This is a genomic window from Mesorhizobium sp. M0626, assembly GCF_040320665.1.
Lineage (GTDB): Bacteria > Pseudomonadota > Alphaproteobacteria > Rhizobiales > Rhizobiaceae > Mesorhizobium.
On the sequence record NZ_JAMYQD010000014.1, the window covers coordinates 134,119 to 155,737 of the forward strand.

General features: G+C 61.2%; 20 protein-coding genes. 8 read left to right on the forward strand and 12 right to left on the reverse strand.

What is annotated here, in order from left to right; translation table 11 throughout:
- Positions 1 to 9 precede the first annotated feature (9 nt).
- Complete coding sequence (locus tag NKI37_RS19295; RefSeq protein WP_352787359.1) at positions 10 to 2,085, forward strand: PAS domain-containing hybrid sensor histidine kinase/response regulator; 2,076 nt, start codon at positions 10 to 12, stop codon at positions 2,083 to 2,085.
- A 118-nt stretch (positions 2,086 to 2,203) separates the two neighbouring features.
- Here the strand turns inward: NKI37_RS19295 and NKI37_RS19300 are convergent, their stop codons facing one another.
- From NKI37_RS19300 to NKI37_RS19325, 6 genes are all read right to left on the reverse strand, one after another.
- Positions 2,204 to 2,632 (reverse strand): GFA family protein, encoded by a 429-nt coding sequence (locus tag NKI37_RS19300; RefSeq protein WP_081731301.1) that lies wholly within the window; start codon positions 2,630 to 2,632, stop codon positions 2,204 to 2,206.
- A 142-nt stretch (positions 2,633 to 2,774) separates the two neighbouring features.
- Positions 2,775 to 3,092: a hypothetical protein gene (locus NKI37_RS19305; protein WP_023687854.1), complete on the reverse strand. Its 318-nt coding sequence runs from the start codon at positions 3,090 to 3,092 to the stop codon at positions 2,775 to 2,777.
- A 269-nt stretch (positions 3,093 to 3,361) separates the two neighbouring features.
- Positions 3,362 to 4,333, reverse strand: a complete 972-nt coding sequence (locus NKI37_RS19310) for an SDR family oxidoreductase (protein WP_023687856.1) — start codon at positions 4,331 to 4,333, stop codon at positions 3,362 to 3,364.
- 183 nt (positions 4,334 to 4,516) lie between these two features.
- The gene (locus NKI37_RS19315) at positions 4,517 to 5,158 is read right to left on the reverse strand and encodes a hypothetical protein (protein ID WP_023702102.1); all 642 of its coding nucleotides are present in this window, start codon (positions 5,156 to 5,158) and stop codon (positions 4,517 to 4,519) included.
- 453 nt (positions 5,159 to 5,611) lie between these two features.
- Complete coding sequence (ftsZ, locus tag NKI37_RS19320; protein WP_023702103.1) at positions 5,612 to 6,592, reverse strand: cell division protein FtsZ; 981 nt, start codon at positions 6,590 to 6,592, stop codon at positions 5,612 to 5,614.
- Between the two features lie 322 nt (positions 6,593 to 6,914).
- Positions 6,915 to 7,784 carry a LysR family transcriptional regulator gene (locus NKI37_RS19325; protein WP_023668092.1) on the reverse strand — a complete coding sequence of 290 codons (870 nt, stop codon included), beginning with the start codon at positions 7,782 to 7,784 and terminating at the stop codon, positions 6,915 to 6,917.
- A 235-nt stretch (positions 7,785 to 8,019) separates the two neighbouring features.
- Between NKI37_RS19325 and NKI37_RS19330 the strand changes: the two genes are divergently transcribed.
- Together NKI37_RS19330 and NKI37_RS19335 are read left to right on the forward strand one after the other, a co-directional pair.
- The gene (locus NKI37_RS19330; RefSeq protein WP_023681184.1) at positions 8,020 to 8,175 is read left to right on the forward strand and encodes a YjiS-like domain-containing protein; all 156 of its coding nucleotides are present in this window, start codon (positions 8,020 to 8,022) and stop codon (positions 8,173 to 8,175) included.
- 141 nt (positions 8,176 to 8,316) lie between these two features.
- Positions 8,317 to 9,387 (forward strand): DUF930 domain-containing protein, encoded by a 1,071-nt coding sequence (locus tag NKI37_RS19335; protein WP_050485629.1) that lies wholly within the window; start codon positions 8,317 to 8,319, stop codon positions 9,385 to 9,387.
- 88 nt (positions 9,388 to 9,475) lie between these two features.
- Here NKI37_RS19335 and NKI37_RS19340 read toward each other — a convergent pair whose 3' ends face one another.
- From NKI37_RS19340 to NKI37_RS19365, 6 genes are all read right to left on the reverse strand, one after another.
- Positions 9,476 to 10,219, reverse strand: coding sequence for a ribonuclease activity regulator RraA (locus NKI37_RS19340; protein ID WP_027048645.1), 744 nt, complete (start codon positions 10,217 to 10,219; stop codon positions 9,476 to 9,478).
- A 23-nt stretch (positions 10,220 to 10,242) separates the two neighbouring features.
- Entirely contained in the window at positions 10,243 to 11,406 is a 1,164-nt protein-coding gene (locus tag NKI37_RS19345; protein WP_023754437.1) for a mandelate racemase/muconate lactonizing enzyme family protein, read from the reverse strand.
- Positions 11,407 to 11,438: 32 nt separating this feature from the next.
- A complete protein-coding gene (locus NKI37_RS19350; RefSeq protein ID WP_023681188.1) occupies positions 11,439 to 12,536 on the reverse strand; it encodes an ABC transporter ATP-binding protein in 1,098 nt (365 codons plus the stop codon).
- Between the two features lie 124 nt (positions 12,537 to 12,660).
- Complete coding sequence (locus NKI37_RS19355) at positions 12,661 to 13,551, reverse strand: carbohydrate ABC transporter permease (RefSeq protein WP_023714612.1); 891 nt, start codon at positions 13,549 to 13,551, stop codon at positions 12,661 to 12,663.
- A complete protein-coding gene (locus tag NKI37_RS19360) occupies positions 13,548 to 14,507 on the reverse strand; it encodes a carbohydrate ABC transporter permease (RefSeq protein WP_031201482.1) in 960 nt (319 codons plus the stop codon). Before NKI37_RS19360 ends, NKI37_RS19355 begins: the two co-directional genes overlap by 4 nt.
- Before the next feature lie 81 nt (positions 14,508 to 14,588).
- Complete coding sequence (locus tag NKI37_RS19365; RefSeq protein WP_023668101.1) at positions 14,589 to 16,067, reverse strand: ABC transporter substrate-binding protein; 1,479 nt, start codon at positions 16,065 to 16,067, stop codon at positions 14,589 to 14,591.
- Positions 16,068 to 16,271: 204 nt separating this feature from the next.
- Here NKI37_RS19365 and NKI37_RS19370 point away from each other — a divergent pair, with 204 nt between their 5' ends.
- The 5 genes from NKI37_RS19370 to NKI37_RS19390 are packed head-to-tail and all read left to right on the forward strand — an operon-like array spanning position 16,272 to position 21,203.
- Entirely contained in the window at positions 16,272 to 16,982 is a 711-nt protein-coding gene (locus NKI37_RS19370) for a GntR family transcriptional regulator (protein ID WP_023681193.1), read from the forward strand.
- A 54-nt stretch (positions 16,983 to 17,036) separates the two neighbouring features.
- Positions 17,037 to 18,203 (forward strand): mandelate racemase/muconate lactonizing enzyme family protein, encoded by a 1,167-nt coding sequence (locus NKI37_RS19375; RefSeq protein ID WP_023681194.1) that lies wholly within the window; start codon positions 17,037 to 17,039, stop codon positions 18,201 to 18,203.
- 56 nt (positions 18,204 to 18,259) lie between these two features.
- Positions 18,260 to 19,618 (forward strand): mandelate racemase/muconate lactonizing enzyme family protein, encoded by a 1,359-nt coding sequence (locus tag NKI37_RS19380; protein ID WP_286457382.1) that lies wholly within the window; start codon positions 18,260 to 18,262, stop codon positions 19,616 to 19,618.
- A gap of 47 nt (positions 19,619 to 19,665) precedes the next feature.
- The gene (locus NKI37_RS19385) at positions 19,666 to 19,992 is read left to right on the forward strand and encodes an NIPSNAP family protein (RefSeq protein WP_023702115.1); all 327 of its coding nucleotides are present in this window, start codon (positions 19,666 to 19,668) and stop codon (positions 19,990 to 19,992) included.
- Between the two features lie 8 nt (positions 19,993 to 20,000).
- On the forward strand, positions 20,001 to 21,203 hold the full coding sequence (locus NKI37_RS19390; RefSeq protein WP_352710812.1) for a mandelate racemase/muconate lactonizing enzyme family protein: 1,203 nt from the start codon (positions 20,001 to 20,003) through the stop codon (positions 21,201 to 21,203).
- Positions 21,204 to 21,619: the final 416 nt, after the last annotated feature.

The window sequence follows — 21,619 nt, forward strand, 5'->3', positions numbered from 1 at the left end:
GGCCGTTCGATGCAAAAGCTGGCAAGAAACAGGGTAAGGAAACTTGAGGTCGCAGCTCTTGCCGAAGGGCCGGCAAGAGCCCGTATCCTGGCGGTGGACGACGATGAGCGCAATCTGCTGGCGATCAGCGAAGTGCTCGCGACTATCGGGGAGGTCATCTGCGCCCAATCGGGCGAAGAGGCTCTGCGCTTTCTGCTGAAAGAGGAGTTCGCCGTCATTCTCCTGGATGTCCTCATGCCAGGGTTGGACGGGTATGAAACGGCCGCACTTATCCGCCAGCGCGAGCAATCCAAGCGCACCCCAATCATCTTCTTGACCGCCATCAACAAGGAGGATGCGCATATGCTGCGCGGCTATGATGCCGGCGCGGTCGACTATGTGTTCAAGCCATTCGATCCGATCATGCTGCGTTCGAAAGTCGCGGTTTTCGTCGAACTCCACGAGAAGACGCTCGAGATCCAGCGCAAGGCGGAGGTCGAGCAGGGACTATTGGCGCAGGCGTTGCAGGCGCACAAGGACAAGCTTCAGGCCGAACGCGCGCTGCGCAGCGCCGAGCAACGGCAGGACGCCATCCTGAATTCGTTGCCGGTCTGCTTTCATGCTCGGGCAGCCGAGCCGCCCTTTGCGGCGCGCTTTGTTACGGAGGGCGTCGAGCGCTTGACCGGCTTTGCGCCTGAATACCTGACATCGGATCCAGAGTTCGGTCTCAGCCGCGTTCATCCGGACGACCTGCCGCGATTGAGGGAAGCGCTGCTGGCGGCAAAAACCACCGGCTCCTATACGTGCGAGTTCCGCTGGCAATGCGCCAATGGCGAGTATCGCATTTTTCTCGACCAGGGGGTGATGTCGGACGGCTCAGATGGCCGTGAACCGGAAATCATCGGCACATTGCTTGACATCACCGAGCGGCGCGGTCTTGAGGATCAGCTGCTTCAATCCCAGCGCATCGACGCTATCGGCAAGCTAACCGGCGGCCTGGCGCATGATTTCAACAACCTGCTCGCCGCAATTCTCAGTGGGTTAGGGCTGCTTGAACGCCGAGCCACGTTGGATGATCAGGCGCAACAGGTACTCGACCTGACGCGGCGTTCTGCAAAACAAGGCGCTGACCTTGTGGCGCGAATGCTGGCATTCTCGCGGCGCCAGACCCTGAAGCCGGAAGCGGTGCGCCTTGCTGCGCTGAACGACACGATGAACGGATTGGTGGCGCCCGTACTGGGGGGGTTGATCCGTTTCGACTGGCAGATCGATGACACGATCTGGCCGGTGCATGTCGATGCAGGCCAACTTGAATTGGCCCTGATGAATCTGGTTTTCAACGCGCGTGACGCCATGCCCTCTGGCGGGACAATAACCGTGCATGCGCAGAATCGATCGATCGTGACGCAAACAGAGGATATTCCGCCGGGCGACTATGTCCTGATCGCCGTCAAGGACACCGGATCCGGCATACCACCCGATCTTGTCGCCAAGGTCGTCGAACCGTTCTTCACCACCAAGCCGGTCGGTAAGGGAACGGGCCTCGGTCTCAGCACGGTCTACGGCTTCATGAAGCAGTCAGGTGGGACACTTCGCATAGAAACCGTCGTCAACCGCGGAACTACCATGCAACTCTGGCTGCCACGTTCGACCGAACAGCCGGTGGATCCTGCGGTGGAACCCGACATTGAACGAGCGTTCGCCGATGCCGGAATGGAGCACCCATCAATCCTCCTGATCGACGACAGCCATGTTTTGCGGCAATTGACCGCCGAGTCCCTTCGCCAGCGCGGTTTCGAGGTGACCTGCGCGGGAGGAGGGGCGGAGGCGCTGGCCATGATGGAGCGCACTCCCGACAAGTTCGACGTCATTATCACCGACTTCGCCATGCCACTCGTATCCGGCGTCGACGTAATCCGCTTCGCGCGCAATTTGCGCTCGGACTGGCCAGCGGTCATGATCACGGGCTATGCCGATGCCCGGGAGATTGCCGATCGGCCAGCCGACGTGCCCTTGCTCGGCAAGCCCTTCCGCGACGAGGATCTGTTCGAAGCGATTTTCTTCGCGATAGAGAATGCGGCCCCCCAAAGGATCAAAACCGGCTAGCGCTTAGGGATTGTCGACGGTCTGGCGACGTCGGCAGGCCGGGCAGATCGAGACCGCACTTTCGGGGCACGGCGACAAGGGCCGCATTCCTGATCGGCAATCTGGGTCGTTCGCGGCGCTACCAGCGCTCCTCGGTGTCGCGGTCCGGTAGGTCTATTCCGCAGCACACCCAACCAAGGCGCTGCGCTGAACCGTAGTTGTACCGAGGCACCAGGTGAGCCGGATCATCGAAGGTACCGACGTGCAGCGCGATCTCGGTTGGCGACGCGTCGTAGCAAAGGCTGAGCGGCGACCCGCATTCTGGGCAGAAGCCTCTTTGCGCGATCGGCGAAGACCTTCGATATGTTGGCGTTCCGGAATTCCAGCTCAGGCTTTGGCAGGGCATCCAGGCAAGAACTGCAAACGCGCTGCCGGTCGCTCGTCTGCACATATCGCAGTGGCAGTAGTGAACCCTCGGTTCGATCCCGGCGCTGAATCGGATCCTGCCACAGAGACATCCGCCCTTGATGGCCAAGGAGCCGGGTAGGCGCTTGCCAACCTCACGCATCAAGATCGATCAAGGCGGCGCCGAACGCTCCGATCGCAGTCAAAGAGGCACTGCCGATGTTCTTGTCGGCGATGCTCTTGTCGGTTGCGAAGGCGGTCAGCGAGCTTGAGTTTCATGGCGTTCCGAACCTGTTGCGGGGCAGTTAATGGGCATGGTGCTCGGCATTCCGCTTGCGTGTTGCCGCTGCCTTCTTTGCCGATTCCGATCGGCTTGCGGCTGACCGTGAAGCCGATGCCTTGCCGCCGCTTTTCCCACCCTTGTGGGCCGCGGGGTGTCCGGTGTGTTTACCACGACCCGAGCCGCCTTCTTTCTTGCCGCCGCCATCGTCCTTGTTGACGGTCGCCCATGCCCGGCGCTCGGATTCCTTCTCGGAAACACCGCGCTTCTCATAGCCTGCGGCAATGTGGTCGGCTTTGCGTTCCTGTTTGTCACTGTATTTCGATTTGTCGCCTCGTGGCATGGTCGTTCTCCTGGCTCAATGATGTTTGAACGGGATGCCGGCGGGAGAGTTCCAAGCGGAAATTCAGAAAACTGAAAACGCGGGCGAGGATTTCGACCAACGCGGAGCGCTATTGCTCCGGAGCCGTGGCGGGTGCCGTGCAGCGGCGGCCCACGGCACCGATCACGCGTTTCTTGAAGCGACCGAGCACGGCAAGCGTCTCCCTGGAGACGACGTCGTCGCGTGCCGTCTACTCGGTAGCCCAATGCAATGAAATACGTTCCGCGACCTCAGTAGCCACCGACCACCGGCAGGATCTCTCCCGTGATGTAACTCGAGCAATGCGACGAGGCGAGGAACACGTAAGCCGGGGCAAGTTCTTCCGGTTGCGCTGGCCGTTTCATCGGCGTATCCGCGCCGAATTTCGAGACGTCGTCGGCTTCCTTGTCCGAAGGGTTGAGCGGCGTCCACACCGGACCTGGCGCGACCGCGTTTACCCGGATGCCCTTGCCGATCAGATTGCCCGAAAGCGCTCGCGTGAAGGCATGAATGCCGCCCTTGGTCATCGAATAGTCAACCAGTTGCTTGGAACCGTCGATGCCGGTCACCGAACCGGTATTGATGATCGCGGAGCCCGGCTCCATGTGCGGCACGCTCTCCTGCGCCATATGAAAATAGCCGTAAAGATTGGTCTTCAGCGTCGTGTCGAAATGTTCCTCGGTCAGGTCGTTGAAGTCACTGGAATGGATTTGGAAAGCGGCGTTGTTGACCAGCACGTCGATCCTGCCGAATTTTTCGACCGTCAGCGCCACGGCGTTGCGGCAATGCTCGCGTTCACTGACATCGGCTTTTATCAGTATGCAACGCCGGCCTTCCTTTTCGACGGCGTTTTTGGTCGCTTCGGCGTCCCTGTCTTCACTCAAGTATACGATCGCAATGTCGGCGCCCTCGCGGGCGAACAAGACTGCCACCGAACGGCCGATGCCGGAATCACCACCCGTGATAAGCGCTACCTTGTCATCGAGTTTTTTCGATCCGAGGTAGTAAGGCGCATCGTAGAGCGGAGCGGGCTCGATCGCCCATTCATGCCCCGGTTTGGGTTGATGCTGCTCGGGAAAAGGTGGCTCGGGATATTTGCGAGCGCCGGCTTGCATCGCTTGTTGCATTTTGCCATTGCTCTTCGTCTCGTCTTTGGCGTCGATACCACGCTGGATATGGCGTTGCTTGGCGGCTTCGGCTGAAGTCTGCGACTTAGTCTGCATGGCTTTCTCCTGTGCTCGGAGAACGAACAACGCATGCCGGGCAAAAAAGTTTGCGCAAATATCTCGATCCCGAAAGGGCTCGCCATTGCGAACAGCCTGCGAGGGGCGTGGAGCATTGGTCGTCAATGAGATCGGAATTGCCATGCCGGCGGCGTTCAGACAAACACCACATTCATTACCCGCTCAAAGCACGCTTTTTTCAGAACCATAGGGTTTGGCAATGCGGACCATGCCTTTCGTCCGAAGGCGCTGGTATAAATAGAAAATCGTCATCAAGCCGATTGCTGTTCCAGCACCAAGACACAGCGCGAGCAATAGTTCTGCACCGACACGAAACGCAAGCAGAGTAACGCCCGCCGCAGCGACGATGGCATTTATGAATGCGATCATAGTCGCTGCGGTGGTCAGGTACGCCAGGAGAGGCCCAGTACGAAGAGAAGGTTCGGCGTCATTTTCGGGCCAGCGACCGAATTCCTTGGAAAACTGGAAGGCAGCCTCGTCGCCCAAAGTTCGATAGTAGGCTCTGATCCGGGCAATGCCGATATGGGCCTGCATGTTCTCAGCGGCGATGTCGACCAACCTCAAGACGGTAAAGGCACCCAGTAAAAAGACCGATGGCAGCACAACCGCGACAAACGGCAGGAAGAACTCGGAGGACTGCGTAACAAAGCCCGTTGCCACCAGAGCGCTCGACAGAGACATAATGTAGATGGTCGTTCGCGACGCCATTTCACTTATGGACGTGCTGATCGCTGTCTGCTGCACGAAATGCTCTGTCGTCAGGGCCGCGAGAAACGAAGCATCGGGTGTCGGCGTGTCAGCCATGGAGTATGCTCCTGTCGGGTCGACCTGAGTTTTTCTTCGATATAGTGCTTGCGAGGCTGGCCGCCACTGGATGCTCCCGACGCCTGACCCATGCCGGTTTTATTGTGCCATATCCAGCGAGCCCGCATCAGCGATCAGAAAGGGCCGATCATGTGGTCAGCAGATGCTGGCCATATCGCAGGCGAAATGTCTGCCGTGGTCAATCCGTATGGCCTCCTGTTGGGGATCCGGGTCGAAGCGCATTCGCGGCGGTTGCAGTTGGGGGCGGTTCCGCGGCGGCGCTGATGCGAGTTCGCGCATTCGTGGCAGCGGCCTCGAAACGAATTCGGTCCCTAGGCCGGCAACGCAAATTCACCGGCAAGTTCAATGGTGCGGGCTTGCGGGCCGACTTTTCGGTGGCGAAGCCCATGACCACGGTCCACCAGACTCATAAATCAGCAGCCCGGATCCTGCCTACTGCGGTATCTCCAGGCCCTGCCGCAATCCTGTCGCGACGACTGAGACCCTGAATTTTCCGGCGAGTGCCCGGTCGAATATGGCGCCGACGATGATGTCGGCGTCGGCGTCGACCTCCTCGCGGATGCGGGTGGCGGCCTCATCGACTTCGAACAGCGTCATGTCCATGCCGCCCGAGATCGAGACCAGGACGCCCTTGGCGCCGATCATCGAGGCTTCGTCGAGAAGTGGGTTTGCTATCGCCGCTTCGGCGGCCTTCCTGGCGCGGTCCTCGCCCGTGGCTTCCCCGGTACCCATCATTGCGCGGCCCATGTCGCGCATCACCGACTTCACGTCGGCGAAGTCGAGATTGATCAGCCCCTCCTTGACGATGAGATCGGTTATGCAGCCGACGCCGGAATAAAGGACGCGATCAGCCATGGCGAAGGCGTCCGCGAAAGTCGTCTTTGCGTCGGCGATCCTGAAGAGGTTCTGGTTCGGAATAACGATCACGGTATCGGCGCATTCGCGAAGCTGCTCGATGCCCTCTTCGGCGGCTTGCATGCGGCGCTTCCCTTCGAAGGTGAACGGCTTGGTGACGACCGCCACCGTCAGGATGCCGGCTGCCCGTGCAGCGTTCGCTATGACGGGCGCGGCACCGGTTCCAGTTCCGCCTCCCATGCCGGCGGTCACGAAGCACATATGGGTTCCCGCTAGGTGGTCCCTGATCTCGTCGATCGATTCCTCGGCTGCCGCGCGGCCGACCGCCGGCAGCGACCCGGCGCCCAGGCCTTCCGTGACATGGGCACCCAGCTGGATCAGCCGCGATGCTTTCGACATGGTCAGTGCCTGGGCATCGGTGTTGGCGACGATGAACTCCGCACCCTGCAGATTTTCGGCAATCATGTTGTTGACCGCGTTGCCGCCGCCACCGCCGACACCAATAACGGTTATCTTCGGCCGCATTTCCGAGATGACGGGCCTTGCCGCGGTGCTCATCGTCTTGTCTCCTTGGAATTGATCGACAAAAAAGTTCCCGGAACGCGCCGCTTGAACACGCCAGGTGCAAGAATCACGTTCTATCGCCTTGGCACAGGGAATCAGAGGGTGAACTTTGCGGCAAGACAAGATGTGGGACTTGTACCATATGCGCCTGAATGAGCCGACCTTTTGAACGGGTCTCCAGTTCAATCTTCCGGAATCGGCTCGGATTCTGGCCAGCGAAAATCCACAATCTCCGGGATCCAACCCCTCCAAGCTTCACGCGCCCGCCTCACGCGCCAGAACCTTGAGAATCTGGCGGCCGATCGACGCCTGACGCTTAGCGGATCGGCATCTTGCCGCGAAACAGCGGCTGATGGGCCCGCATCAGAGCGGCAATCCGGTCGGCAATCTTTCGTACCGGCGGGGAGTGGCGTTCCTCATGGTGGGTGACGATCCACTGGTCGGTTTCGAGTTCTGGGATAGGATGAGCGACGCGAACCAGCCGCGGATCGCTGTCACCGACGAAGCACGGAAAGATCGAAAGGCCGGCGCCTGCGGCCACCAATTCGCGCACTGAATGGGTGTTGTTGCCGCGCACGGCGATGCGATCGCCGTGATGGGCTTGCAGCCAGCGCGCCGAGGCAATGTTTGCCCCTTCGCCGGTGACGCCGACGAACAACCCGGCGGCGATGCCGTTGATCAGGTGGCGTCCGGAATAGATGGCATACGCGACCTTGCCGCTCTGACGGCCGGCCAGCCACTGTTCGGTCGGGCGCTCGCTGCGGATGCCGATATCGGCGGCGCGGCGACCGATGTCGACCCGGTCGGTGGTGGTGACGAGTTCCACCCTGATGCCGTCATCGACGGTCCAGATTTCGCCGATATGGGTGGAAACGAAGGCCGAGGTCCATGGCCCGGCCGAGACGCGGACAATGCGGTCGGGCAGGTTTCCCTCGCGCCAGCGGGTTAGCGACTGCATTGCTGCTTCGACGTCTTCGGCGCGCCGCAGCAGTTCTTCACCGACCGGGGTTAGCCGGTAGCCGGTCTGCTGACGTACGAACAGCGCTTCGCCGATCTGCTTTTCGAGCGCGGTGACGCGTCGTCCGAGTGTGGCTGCGCTGAGGCGCGTGGTTGCCGTCGCCGCGCTCAGGCCACCCAGCCGCGCAACGTCGAGAAACAACCTCAGATCGTCCCAGCCAATATCCATTTTGCAGAAATGAAAAACTCCTTGCGACCGTGGCTGTAGCGCGAAGCGGCCATCACGCGCAAGTATGCAGCCGTTGGAGGCGCTGGAAATTCCTGCCCTGGTGGGACAATGACAGGCACCTCGGTTGGCCAGGCAGTCAGCGCAATCCGTTCGATCGTGCATACGCTTTGCGCGATTGCTTTGCGTTTTCGACCAATCCAAGAACGTGGGTATCCCGCTCGCCAAGGAGACGATCATGTTGCATGAACTTCGACACCGTTTCGCCCGCTGGCTTGCCTATCGCCAGACGCTTGCGAGCTTGAGGCGGCTTCCAGACAGCATATTGGCGGATGCGGGCCTTTCTCGCGAAGAGCTCCGCGAGCGTGCCCGCGACGCCAGCCTGCGACGCTGAGATTGGAGGCGGGCATGCAGAGAATGGAGCCGGCGGCGAGAAGCAATCAGGCGTCGTCTCCTCACTGTTGAGCTGCGGCTGAATGCGCCAATACGGTTGCCACGCTTGATGCCGCCGCAGTTTCGCTCCACATCGTGAGGGATGAAGACCGAGAAATCCGAGCGGCGTCGGACTTTGCTGTGGGCCTTGCCCGCATCGCTGGTCCTGCATGCGCTCATCACCGCATTCCTGGTCTATGGCCTGCCCGTTCCTGCCCAGCAGCCGCAGGAGGAGGAACCGGTCAATGTCGCACTCGTCCCGCCGCCCGAACCGCCGAAGCCGAAACCCGAAGCCAAAAGTCAGCCTGAAAAGAAGGTCGAAAAGCCGGTGCCGGACAACCTGCCGTCAGAGAAAGTCCTGAAGCCTGCATTCCAGTTCGGTGACAAAGACACCGGCCCCAGGAAATCGCTGGATGGGAGAAGCGCTCAGGACCAAGCGTCGTCCACGACCAAGGATAGCGAGCCCAAGCCGGCTGCCACGCCAACTGATGCGGAGAGCAGATCTGAACCGACGCCCGACGCTGCAAAGCCGGCGGAGCCAGCCAGCATCGACGAGAAGCCGGAAGCTGACAAACAGGAGGCGGGAGCCCCTGACGCCGACAGGCACGAATCGGCCGCTGCAATACCTTCGGCTGATGATGGCGGTGAGATCGAGCTTCCTGCGTCGGCTCAGGCGCCTGAGGCCAGACCCGACACTGCACCGAAACCCAGCCCGGCGAAGGCCGCGAAGCCGCCGCGCGCAAAGGCCGTAGAGCCAAGCCCCACGGCCAACTCACTAGCGTATGCGGGGCTTCCGGGTGTTCGCAAGCTTTTTTCAAAAGGCGCTACCGGCGATCCCTTCGCAACGAACTCGATGGCCGACGTGCCACGGGGGCAACGCGTAGCCGACCTTTGCTCCAATCTTCTGGGTCAGCAACTGAACGACGCCGCTTATCGCCCCGTATTGCTCCCAAGCATTCCACTAGAGGTCGGCAATCTTCTGGACGCCCCGGATACCGCTTTTCGTACCGCGACGACTTGGTATCATGTGCGCTTTCGCTGTGGGATCGACACCAATGCGACGCATGTGACGTCCTTCACCTTCCGTATCGGAGCCGCCGCTTCACCCGAGGAAAGCGTTTTTCTGGATCGGGAGGCCCGTCGGCAGGGTTTTCGAGTGGGACCAGGCATGTAGCCGAAGGCAAGGGTCTCAAAACCCACGTATTGCGGGGCAACAATCACCTCTTGGACAGCTGCATGCCGAATGCCGTTGCTGCCGGGCCTCAGCCCTTCACTGGATTGGCTTTGCGCCACTCCTCATATTCGCCGCGGGCGTCGTCATGCAGCGGATAGTAGCGCTGCAGCGGCGCTCCCTGCATCAGCTTCTCTCGCGAGAACTCTTCCCAATCGTGATGCTTCCGGGATTCTTCGATCACCTTTGCGGCCATTGCGACGGGAAGCACTACCACCCCATCGTCGTCTGCGATGATAATGTCGCCCGGGATCACCGTGACACCGCCGCAGGCGATCGGAACGTTGACGGCGTTCGGATAGATGCTGGTTTGCACATGGTAGTTGGGCGTCCAGCCGCGCAGCCATAGGGGCAGATCGAGCTTCTCGACATTGGGCCGGTCGCGCATGCAGCCGTCGATGACGATGCCCGCGCCGCCTCTGCCCTTGAAATAGGTCGACATCATATCGCCGAAGACGCCCGAGCTCATGTCACCGCGCGCGTCGACGACGACCACATCGCCTTCCTGCGCGTGATAGAGCACGTGCCGGTGCAGTTGCGTTTCCGGGTCGGCGTATTCTCCCTCGCTGAAGAGGTCCGGCCGCTGCGGCAGGAACTGCAGCGTCAGCGCCGGCCCGACGATCGACTTCCCATGGTTCTGCGCCACCGGACCGACCATGTGAGGATTGCGGAAACCCATATGGCCAAGCGTGCCGGCGACCGTCGCGGCGCCGATTTCCCTCAGGGCGTCAATGAGGTCTTTGGGCGGTCGCGTGATGTCAGGGATATGCGTCATCGTGGACTCCGGTTGAGATGGAACTACCAGTTCGTAACAGACCCGTCCCGGCGCCTGAGGTGAGGCGCTTCCCAGAAACGAAAAGCCTCCGCCTGGACCGCCGCTTCGTTGACCTCGACGCCGAGGCCCGGCAGGTCGCTGACCGGATAGTCGGGACCGTCGAGCCGTGGCTGCACGGGGAAGAAGTCGGAATTGTCGAAGCCCAGCTTCGTCTCGGGTTCCCTGGTCTCGAGCCACGCGAAGTTGGGTACCGCGGCGGCGAGATGTAGGGTCGCGGCCGTGCACACCGGACCAAGCGGATTGTGCGGCATCAGGTCGACATAGTGCGCCTCGCTCCAGCCGGCGACTTTCATCGCCTCGGTGAGCCCGCCGACATTGCAGACATCGAGACGGTTGAACTGATGGATGCCGCGCTCGATGTAGGGCAGGAACTGCCACTTGCTGGCAAATTCCTCGCCGATGGCAAAGGGAATGTCGGTCATCCTGCGCAGGGATTCGTAGGCTTCAGGTGTCTCGTCGCGGATCGGCTCCTCGAGAAAATCAAGCACGCCGCGGCCGAGCTTGTTGCAGAAGCTCGCCGCCTCTGCCACCGACAGCCGATGATGATAGTCGATGCCGAGAACGACGTCGTCGCCAAGCGCCTCGCGCGCCTTGTTCAGCATGCTCGCGGTAGCGCCGATCGACTCGCGGGGTTCGAAGATGTCCCTGCTGCTTTGCCCTGCGGGGAAGAAGCGGATCGCCTGCCACCCCCGTGCGCGCAGCTCCCGGGCTCGTTCGATGGCGAGGTCGCCCTCGGCCTCGTCTCCGGTCGAGGCGAAGGTGGGGATGCGGTCGCGCTGCTTGCCGCCCAGCAGTTCGTAGACCGGCACCCCCAGCGCCTTGCCCTTGATGTCGTGAAGGGCGATGTCGATGGCGGAGATAGCCGCCTGCAGAACGCGCCCGCCTTCGAAGTACTGGCTGCGATAGGCCTCCTGCCAGATTCGCCCGATCTGCATCGGGTCACGGCCGATGAGAAACTCGCGAAAATGCTCGACCGCGCCGGCAACGGCCTTTTCGCGCCCGCTCAAGCCGCTCTCGCCCCAGCCGAAGACGCCCTGGTCGGTCTCGATCTTGACGAGCATCTGATTACGCGTTCCAACCCATACAGGATAGGGTTTGATCGCGGTGATCTTAAGCTTTTCAGTCATCCCCAACGTTCCCAATGAACCCCCGTCTTGTCTCAGCCGGCCTTGAGGGCCAGTTCAGTTTCGCCATCGAACAGATGCAGCCGCTCCTGGTCGAACTCGAGCCAGATCTGCTCGTCAGGTGCGACGGCGATGTTGGGGGACACGCTGATGTTGACGATGGCGCCTGACAGCAACGCCTGCACGAAGGTGACGTCTCCGGTCGGCTCCACTGTATAGGCCCTGGCCGGGACGCTGCCTGGCACCGCGCTCTTGTGGAGCCTGATGGTCGAGTGACGTGCGCCGAGCACGACTTTCCTCGACGTTGCCCCCGCAACCTTCCGGGCGTTGAGCGGCGAGAGCTCAAGGCTCCAGCCCTCCGCGCCGGTCAACGCAGTGTTGCCGTTTGCTGTCGATGCCTCCAGTGGAACAAGGCTCATCGCCGGGCTGCCGATGAAGCTGGCGACGAACATGTTCACCGGATGGGCAAAGACCTGCGCCGGAGAATCGTATTGCAACAGGTAGCCGCCGTTCATCACCGCCATCTTGTCGGCCATGGTCACGGCTTCGAGCTGGTCGTGCGTGACATAGATGATGGTCGCCTTGAGATCCTGGTGGAAGCGCTTGATCTCCGAGCGCATCTGGACGCGCAGTTTGGCGTCGAGGTTGGAGAGCGGCTCGTCCATGAGGAAAACGGCAGGGTCGCGGACGAGGGCGCGCCCCAAGGCGACACGTTGCTGCTGCCCGCCTGAAAGTTCGCGCGGCTTGCGCTCGAGCAGGTGCGTCATGTCGAGCACGCGCGCCGCTTCCTTGACCTTCCTGTCGATCTCGTCCCTGGGCAGCTTGCGCATCTGCAGCGGGAACGCCAGGTTCTTGTAGACCGATTTCTGCGGGTAGAGCGCGTAGTTCTGGAACACCATCGCGATGTCCCGGTCCTTGGGGTCGAGGTCGTTGACCACGCGGTCGCCGATGACGATGTCGCCCGATGTGACCGGGATCAATCCCGCGACAAGATTGAGCGTGGTTGTCTTGCCGCAGCCCGAAGGGCCGACGAGCGCAACGAACTCGCCGTCATTGACCGTCAGCGAAACGTCGTTGACAGCTTTGAAGCCGCCATAGGTCTTGACGAGATCTCTCAGGTCCACGTGGGCCATCGGCAACTCCCTACGGCATGATGCCGAAAAGTGTGAAGCGGTTTTCGGACGACATCATGCTCTATCTCTTTGATTTAGAGGCGGATTCAGATTTGAGGTCGAACAGACCTGAAATCATCCGGCTCTAGTGTTTGACCGCGCCTTCTGTAAGGGCGCGTACGAAGTATCGTTGCAGGAGGAGGAACAGCACCACGACGGGCACGCTCATCATGAAGCTGGCCGCCATCAGGCCCGGAAAGTCCGTCGTATTCTCCGAGAAGAAACGCTGTATGCCGACCGGCAGGGTCAACTGCTCGTTCTTGGAAAGGAAGGTGTAGGCATAGATGTACTCGTTCCAGGCGCCAATGAAGGAATAGATCGCGGTGGCGATGATTCCGGGCGTCGAGAGCGGCATCACGATCAGGATGAAGGCCTGGAACCGGGTCGCCCCATCGATCCGCGCCGCCTGCTCGAGCTGCACCGGAATGTTGTCGTAAAAGCCCTTGAGCAGCCAGATCGCCAGCGGCAGGCCGAAGGTGAGATAGGTGAGAATGAGCGAGCCATGCGTGTTCACCAGCCCGATCGCGCGCATCAGGATGAAGAGCGGCACGAGAAAGATCACCGCCGGGAACATGTTGCGCAAAAGCACGGTGAAGAACAGGAAGTTTCGACCGGGGAAACGAAAGCGCGAAAACGCGTAGGCCGCAGGAACGGCCACGATCACCGAAAGGATTGTGGTGACCGTGGACACGTAGAGGCTGTTCCAGAAAAAACGCAGGAAGTCCTGGCCGACGCTGTTTTGCGGATCGAGCAGCTTTTGGTAGCTGGCCAGGGTAGGCTCTTCCGGCCACCATTGCGGCGGGAACTGCATCGCCGCGAAGCCGGACTTGATCGAGGTGATCAGCATCCAGATCATCGGCAACGCGGTGTAAAGCAGCATGAACACGAGGAAGATGCGCCCGGCCCAACGCCATCCGTCGATGCGCATGCGGCGCCGGGCCGGACGTCGAGGGACTGTCTCGACGATCGTGCTCATGCGCTCCCCTCTTTGCGCTCGTTGCCGGCCAGCGCACGGACGTAGAAGTAGCCCAGCACCATCAGCATGAGGAACAGGAGTACCGAATAGGCCGATGCGACGCCCCATCGCTGCCGGCCGAAGGCGAGCTCATAAATGTGGGTGATCCAGATGTGCGAAGCGTTCGACGGCCCGCCACCGGTCATGATCCACGGGATGATGAAGGAATTGAAATTGGCCACTGCGAGCAGCAGGATCGTCACCGTCGAGACGTTGCGCAGATGCGGGAAGGTGACGTGCCAGAAACGCTGCCATTCATTGGCCCCGTCGACTTCCGCGGCGCGCAACAACTGGTCGGGGACCGTCTGCAAACCGGCCATCATCATGATCATGGCAAACGGAAACTCGCGCCAGATATTGACGACGATCAAGGAGGGCAGCACCGTGCTGACGTTGTCGATGAAGTTCGGCGGCCGGTCAGCCAATCCGAGGCCGACCAGCACCGCGCCGATGATGCCGAAGTCCGAATGGTAGATCCACTTCCAGATATAGGAGGCGGCAACCGCGCTGATGACCCAGGGAATGATCAGGATAGCGCGCAGGACACCCCGGCCGATAAACTCGCGGTGGAGGGCCAGCGCGGCGGCAAATCCCAAGGCAAAGGCAACGAAGGTAGATGCGATCGTCCAGATCAGGGTGTTCAAGGTGACTTTCCAGAACACCTGACTGGTGAGGATGGCCGTGTAGTTGTCCAATCCGATGAAGGTCTTGTCGCGGAGCTGCAGGCCAGGCGGCGTCTTAAAGAACGACAGCTCGACCGTGTAGTAGATCGGATAGGCGATGACGATGAGCATCACGGCGATCGCTGGAAGCACGTAAGCGTAGTCGGCGCGATGCTCCCAGATATTCCGCAGCACGCCGGAGCTACCTGGTTGCAATCTTCGGCGAGCCTCGGCCTTGCCGGTCACGATCGTCACGATGGCGTGCCCTTGTTGTTCGGAGCAAACCGGCTGCACGCACTATCGGCACAGCCGGTCGGATCGCAGGTCAGGCCCGGACTAGAGTCCGTCCATCAGGTTCTTCACCTTCTCGGCCGCGTCGTCCGCTGCCTGGTCGACGGTCATCGCTCCGGTCAGGGCGTTCTGCAGCATGTCCGGGACGATGATATTCATGATCTCGGGCGATTGCGGCAGCGCCGGGAACGGAATGCCGTATGGCAACATCGAGGTGGTGACATCGAGGAACTTGATGTTGTCCAGACGTTCCTTCATCCATTTGGTCTTGAAGCCGTTGAGGTTGCCCGGGTTCGAGCCGGCATACGCCATCTTCAACGACCATTCAGGGCTTGTCCACATGCAGATGATGGCCTTTGCGGCCGGCTCGTCCACCTTGCCGCCCTCGACATATTCGGGCTTCAGGATGTGAATGTTCGAGCCACCAAACACGACGGCCCGCTTGCCGTCGGGGCCGGTCGGAATCAGGCCATAGCGCATGTTGTCGATGACAGTCTGCGCCTTGTCCTTGTCGGCGCCCGTTGCCTTCTTCTGCAGGTCGAGCATGACGTTATAGTCGGACGGGTGCGAGACCATCATGCCGAGTTGGCCGGCGACGAACAGGGGCTGGTTATCGGCCTGCTGGTTGGTGAGCGCCGAAACCGGAACCGACTTGTCGCGAACATACATGTCGTAGGAGGCTTGCAACGCCGCCTTGCTTTGCGGGCTATTGAGTTCGACCTCCTTATAGGTCGGGTTCGCGGAGGCTTCGTCGAAGACACCGCCGCCATAGGCCCATAGTTGCGGCATGAAGCGGTACGGCGTGTTGCCGGCGTTCTTTCGCGCCACGAGGCCGTAGCCGGCAATGCCGAGCTTGTCATGGATCTGCTTGGAATATTTGACGACGTCGTCCCAGGTCGCCGGAGCCTTGTCCGGATCGAGGCCCGCACGCTTGAAGATGTCGGCGTTCCAGATGAACGCCATCGTCTCATTGTTGGTGGGAATGCCGTAGGTCACGCCATCCCAGGTTACCGCCTTCATGGCGCCGGGCCAGAAATCCTCCGTGGGATAGCCCACATCTTCCGGCTTGAGCGGCTGCAGATAACCCTTCGAGGCGAACTCGGTTCCACCCAGGATTTGCAGGCGGACCGCCATCGGCGCGGCATTGCCCAGCAGCGCCGTGCGGAACTTGTCGAGAAGGTCGTTGTAGGTGAGGGCCTGATCCTCGAGCTGGATGTTCGGATAGGTCTTGCGGAAGGTCTCGAAGAAATCCTTGTAGTACTGACGCAGCAGGTCGGGGTCGCCCTCGAACACGCCCTGATACCAGAACGTCAGTCGCCCCTTGTAGTCGAGCGGAGTGACCTTGCCGCAATCGGCGGCCGTGTCGAAATCCTGTGTGCCGGCGATGGAGCGCACATATTCCGGCGACCACTTGCTCAAATCGACCGGCGGCGAACCCAGCGCCGATCCCGACATGAGCGACGCCATCAAAGCAGTGGCGACTGTGCCGCGCAGGACGGCACCGCCGAGTGTAATCCTCGTCATAGTATCCTCCCAGATTCTCCCATGCCGCCGTGCGCCAAGGGCTCGTCCGACCGTGCGGGATGTGTCCTTCTGCTCAATGTATCCCTTCGATCATCTGGTACGTTTTCAGATCGTGGATTGCCTGTCAACGCACCCGATCGTACATTGTTTGCAAAACGCGTGTATGATATCGAGCATGTGATGTACTAATCGGGGGAGCCGGCTTTGGCCGAAACAAGCGATTTCAAAGCAGAGCCACCCGTGGGGATTGATCCCATCGGGGCGTCCAGCGAGGGCGCCTCGCTTTATGAGCTGATCCGGGAAGACATCATCGAGGGACGGCTCGCCGCCAACGAACGGCTTGTGGTCACCGATCTCGCCCGGCGTCACGGCACCTCGACCAACCCCGTACGCGAGGCGCTGCAGCTGTTGCGAGGGGAGGGCTTCGTCACCTTTGTCGCCAACCGTGGCGCGCGCGTCCGGCCCATAGACCAGGATTTTGTCCGGGATATCTACGAGATCGGAGTCCTGATCGAGCCGGCCCTGACGCGATGGTTCGTGAACATGGCGACCGGCGAGGACATCGCCGAACTCGAACGCATCCAGGCTCTGATCGAAGAGAACAACTTCACCGACACATTGCGGCACAGTGAACTGGATACCGCCTTCCACACCGTAATGTACCAGCGCCACTACAACCGCCATGCCGCCGAGCTTTGGTGGAAGCATCGCGAAGTGCTGCGAGCCGTGAGCCGGCGTTTCAATTTCACGCTCGCGCGGCGGGCCGCCATCATGCGTGAACACCGCGAGCTCATCGCGCATATCAAAGCCGGAAATGCCGACGAGGCGGCCGAGCTCATTGCCCGCCATGTCGAGGGTTCCGGCCGGCACGTTCTCGAACAGATGCGTGCGCGCAACGCCGCTCGGGCCGGATAGAATTTCCAGCCCAGAAAATCATTGGTCCGGCCATCAGACAGAGGTAGTTGAGAGATGAAAATCACGAGCGTTCGGCCGTGGCTGATCAAGTCCGATGCTTCCTATTGGGGAGAGTTCCTGTTCGTCGAGGTGACGACCGACGAAGGGGTGAGTGGCTGGGGGGAAATCACCACCACCACAAGGCTCGCCAACCGCGCGCTGTGCACGATCCTGCGGCAGATCGGTGTTGCCGTCACAGGTGAGGATCCGGCGCGCATCGAGCATCTCTGGCACAAGATTTTCCGCAGCTTCACCTATATGGGCAGCCGCGGCGCCGCGGTCGAATGCGTGAGCGCTATCGACATAGCGCTCTGGGACATTCGCGGCAAAGTTCTAGGCAAGCCGATCTACGAGCTGCTGGGCGGACCGGTGCGCGATGAAATCGCGCTCTATACCCATCCCAACCAGGCCAAGTTTACCAGCAAGGAGGCTGTGGTCCGCGAAATTCGAGACATCGTCGAATCCGGACACACCGGGCTGAAGTTCGATCCTTTCCCCCACCAGGGCCGCATCGCCGATGGCTTGGCGCGCGAACAGCGGGACGGCTACCTCGATGGCAGCATGACCCGCAAGGACGAGCGCGAGGCTGCCGAACTAACGGCTTTGATCCGTGAAACGGCGGGGCCCGATGTCGACATTCTCATCGACGCGCATGGCCGCTTCGACGTCCCCACCGCCATTCGCCTCTGCCGAAGCCTCGAGGAAGCCGGCCAGATCGACTGGTTCGAGGAGCCATGCCCGCCAGAAAGCCTCAATGCTCTCAAGCAAGTGCGTGAGAAGGTCAGTGCCGCCATCTCGTGGGGCGAGCGCGGCCACACCAAATGGGATTTCGTGCCGGTGCTCGAGAACAGGCTTGCGGACTACATCATGCCGGACGTTACCTGGACCGGCGGCATTACCGAACTGAAGAAGATTTCCGCCCTGTGCGAAGCCTACTACATCCCGGTCTCGCCCCATGACGCCGCGGGACCGATCAATGTGGTTGCGGGAGCGCAGGTGATGATGACGGTTCCCAACTTCTACAAGCTCGAAACGTCGGAGTGGAACCTGGACAAATATAATCACCTCATCGACGAGCCACTCGATGTCTCGAACGGCAGCCTCAAGCTGGCGTCGAAGCCGGGTCTCGGTGTCGAGATGAACCGAGACTACCTGCAGGCCCACGAGATAGAGCTTGGCTAGCAACGCTTATGCAGGCCGGGGGTGCGGGGCGCCACCAATCAGAACGAGGATAAGCCATGGCAAAGACGGGTAGCGCCGGCGAGGCGCTCAATCGGGTAAATACGAACTCCAGGCCGAGCGACCTGCGCATCACCGACCTGCGCGTTGCCGAGATCGTCGGCGCGCCGTTCACCTCCGCGCTGGTCAAGATCTACACCAACCAGGGCATTGTCGGCCTGGGCGAAGTGCGCGACGGCGCCAGCGCGACCTATGCGCTGATGCTCAAGAGCCGGTTGCTGGGCGAGAACCCTTGCGACGTCGACCGGCTGTTCCGGCGCATCAAGCAGTTTGGCGGCCATGGGCGGCAAGGCGGCGGTGTCTCGGCAATCGAGATCGCGCTGTGGGATCTCGCTGGCAAGGCGTACGGCGTGCCGATCTACCAGATGCTGGGGGGACGGTTCCGCGACAAGGTGCGGGTCTATTGCGACACCGACGCGGACAAACCCAGCGGCACCGAGACCGGCAAGCGGCTGAAGGCGCGGATGGACCTTGGCTTCACCTTCCTCAAGATGGACCTCGGCCTGGCGCAGATTTCTCACATCCCCGGCGCGGTGGTCGCGCCCGCCGGCGTGCTCGATGGTTTCCGCACCCATGCCGGCCGCGGCCGGGTACGCACGCTGGACGAGCGCCGGGCGCGCAACGCCGCCTATGATGCGCAGAACGTGCCGCATCCCTTCACCGGCCTCCACTTCACCGAAAAGGGCATCGACCTGCTCGACCAATATATCCACGAGGTCCGCGAGGTGATCGGCTACGAGGTTCCGCTTGCCATCGACCATGTCGGCCACATCTCGCTGCAGGACGGCATCCGTCTGGCCCGGCGGATCGAGAAATACGCACCGGCCTGGCTCGAGGACGTGATCCCCTGGCAGTACACCGAGCAGTATCGGCAGTTGCAGCAGGCGACCTCGGTGCCGATCTGCACGGGTGAGGACATCTACCTCAAGGAAGGCTTCGAGCCGCTGCTCAACGCCGGCATCTCGGTCATCCATCCGGATCTGCTGACCACCGGCGGCATTCTCGAGACCAAGAAGATCGGCGACGCGGCGCAGGAGCATGGCGTCGCCATGGCCATTCACATGGCGGAAAGCCCGATCGCGGCAATGGCCGCCGCGCATGTCGCGGTGGCGACGGAAAACTTCATGGCGCTCGAATATCACAGCGTCGAAGTCGACTGGTGGGACGATATCGTCACCGGCCTGCCCAAGCCGCTGGTCAAGGACGGCTTCATCACCGTGCCCGACAAGCCTGGTCTGGGCATCGACGACATCGTCGACGAAGTGATCAGCCAGCACCTGCAGCCCGGCGTCACCGGCATCTGGCAACCGACCGATCACTGGGACGACGAATATTCCTGGGACCGCACCTGGAGCTGACTCTACACTTCTCTCCTCGGAGGGAGAGGTGAACAGAAGGATGGACCATGATCTACGAACTTCGCATTTACGACTGCGTGCCGGGCCAACTCCCGGCGCTGCTCAAGCGTTTCAACGACCATACCTTGGCGCTGTGGGACAAGCACGGCATCCGCCAGGCCGGGTTCTTCACCACGGTGGTCGGCGAAAGCAGCAATCGACTGACCTATTTCATCGCCTGGGAATCCCTTGCCGAGCGCGAAGTGAAATGGAAGGCCTTCACCACCGATCGGGCATGGCTCGAGGCCCGCGACGAGTCTGAGCGCGATGGCCCGATCCTGGCCAATATTTCCAGCCAGTTTCTCGCGCCAACCGCCTTCTCGTCGGTGAAATAGAGGACATCATGAAGATCACCGATCTCAGGTGCGCCGTCATCGGCAGGCACCCCATCGTGCGCATCGTCACCGACGAAGGCCTCCATGGCCTCGGGGAGGTCGAGTACACCAAGCCTTATCTGAAACCCTGGGTGCTGCATTTCCGCGACGCGCTGATCGGCGAGGATCCGACGGATGTGGAACGTTGCATGCTGAAGATCCGTCAGCGCGGTTCGTTCAAGCCCTATGGCGCCGCCGTCAGCGCCATCGAGCACGCTCTGTGGGACATCGCCGGCAAGGCCGCCGGCGTCCCGGTCTACAAGCTGCTTGGCGGCAAGGTGCGCGACAAGGTTCGGGTCTATAACGGTTCCATCCGCAAGAAGCGCACCGGCGACAGGCCGGAGGATTACGCGGCCGACGTCAAATGGATGATGGAGCGGCCGGAAGCTTTCTTCATGGTCAAGCAAGGCATCAGCTTTCATTCCAACATGAAGACCAGCGTCCCCGACTTCCACTACGGCGTGCGTCAGCCGCCGACCTATCACGGCGCGATGGACCAGGGGCAGATCAGCGAGCGCGGCATGGCGCATATGATCGACTGCGTCATCGCCATGAAGGAGGTGCTTGGCGACAAGGTCTCGCTGGCGCTGGATTGCGGCCCCGGCTGGTTCCTGCCCGACGCCATCCGCTTCGCGCGGGCCGTGGAAAAGTACAATCTGATGTGGCTGGAGGATATGCTGACCGGAGACTATGTGCCATGGGTCAATCCACAGGCCTACCGTGAACTCACGACATCGACGTCCACGCCCATCCACACCGGAGAGCAGATCTATCTGCGTCATAATTTCAAGGAACTGATCGAGACGCAGGCGGTTCGCGTCATCGGTCCGGATCCCGCCGACATCGGCGGCATCGCCGAGCTCAAATGGGTGGCCGAGCACGCCTACATGCACTCGATCATGATGGCGCCGCACGGCACGGCGAACGGTCTGCTGGGCCTCGGTGCGCTGATCAATGTCTGCGCCACGCTGCCGGCCAACTACATCGCCTTCGAATATCCCAGCGCCTCCGACCCCTGGTGGGAGGACATCGTCGTCGGCCTGCCCAAGGGGCAGATCGTGAAGGACTCCATGATCGACCTGCTCGAAGCGCCGGGACTGGGTGTCGACATCGATGCCGAAGCAGCGAAGAAGTACCTTGCGGAAGAGGACGCCGGTTTCTTCGACCAATAAAAGATCCGACGCGGCGACCTGTAGAGTTGCCGCGATGCGGTCTCCAGCGGTGCCCAAGGGCAGGGCGCCTGCCCAAAATGGGTGGCATAAAGCTTCAAACTAGCAAGCAAGCCGGTCTGCCTGCTGTCAGACGGGCGGCGACGTCGTTTTATCCTGGCGGCGCCGCTGCTGCCGGGCATCGACAGCCTTTACCTGGATGTCGGAAGGCTTCTGGTCGCTTTGCGCAGGCACACTTGCGACGAATGCGGGTGACCGCCCTGGCTCGGCAACGTCGAGACACTGAGGGGAGCGCCCTTGTGCGATCGCTCCGCTGGCAGGGGCGCCTGGCGCTCTATGCGGAACAACTCATGCGTGCAAAATAAAGCTGTGGATATCTGGGTTGTGACGGGTTGCCGTCGTATAAACCAAGTCAAGCC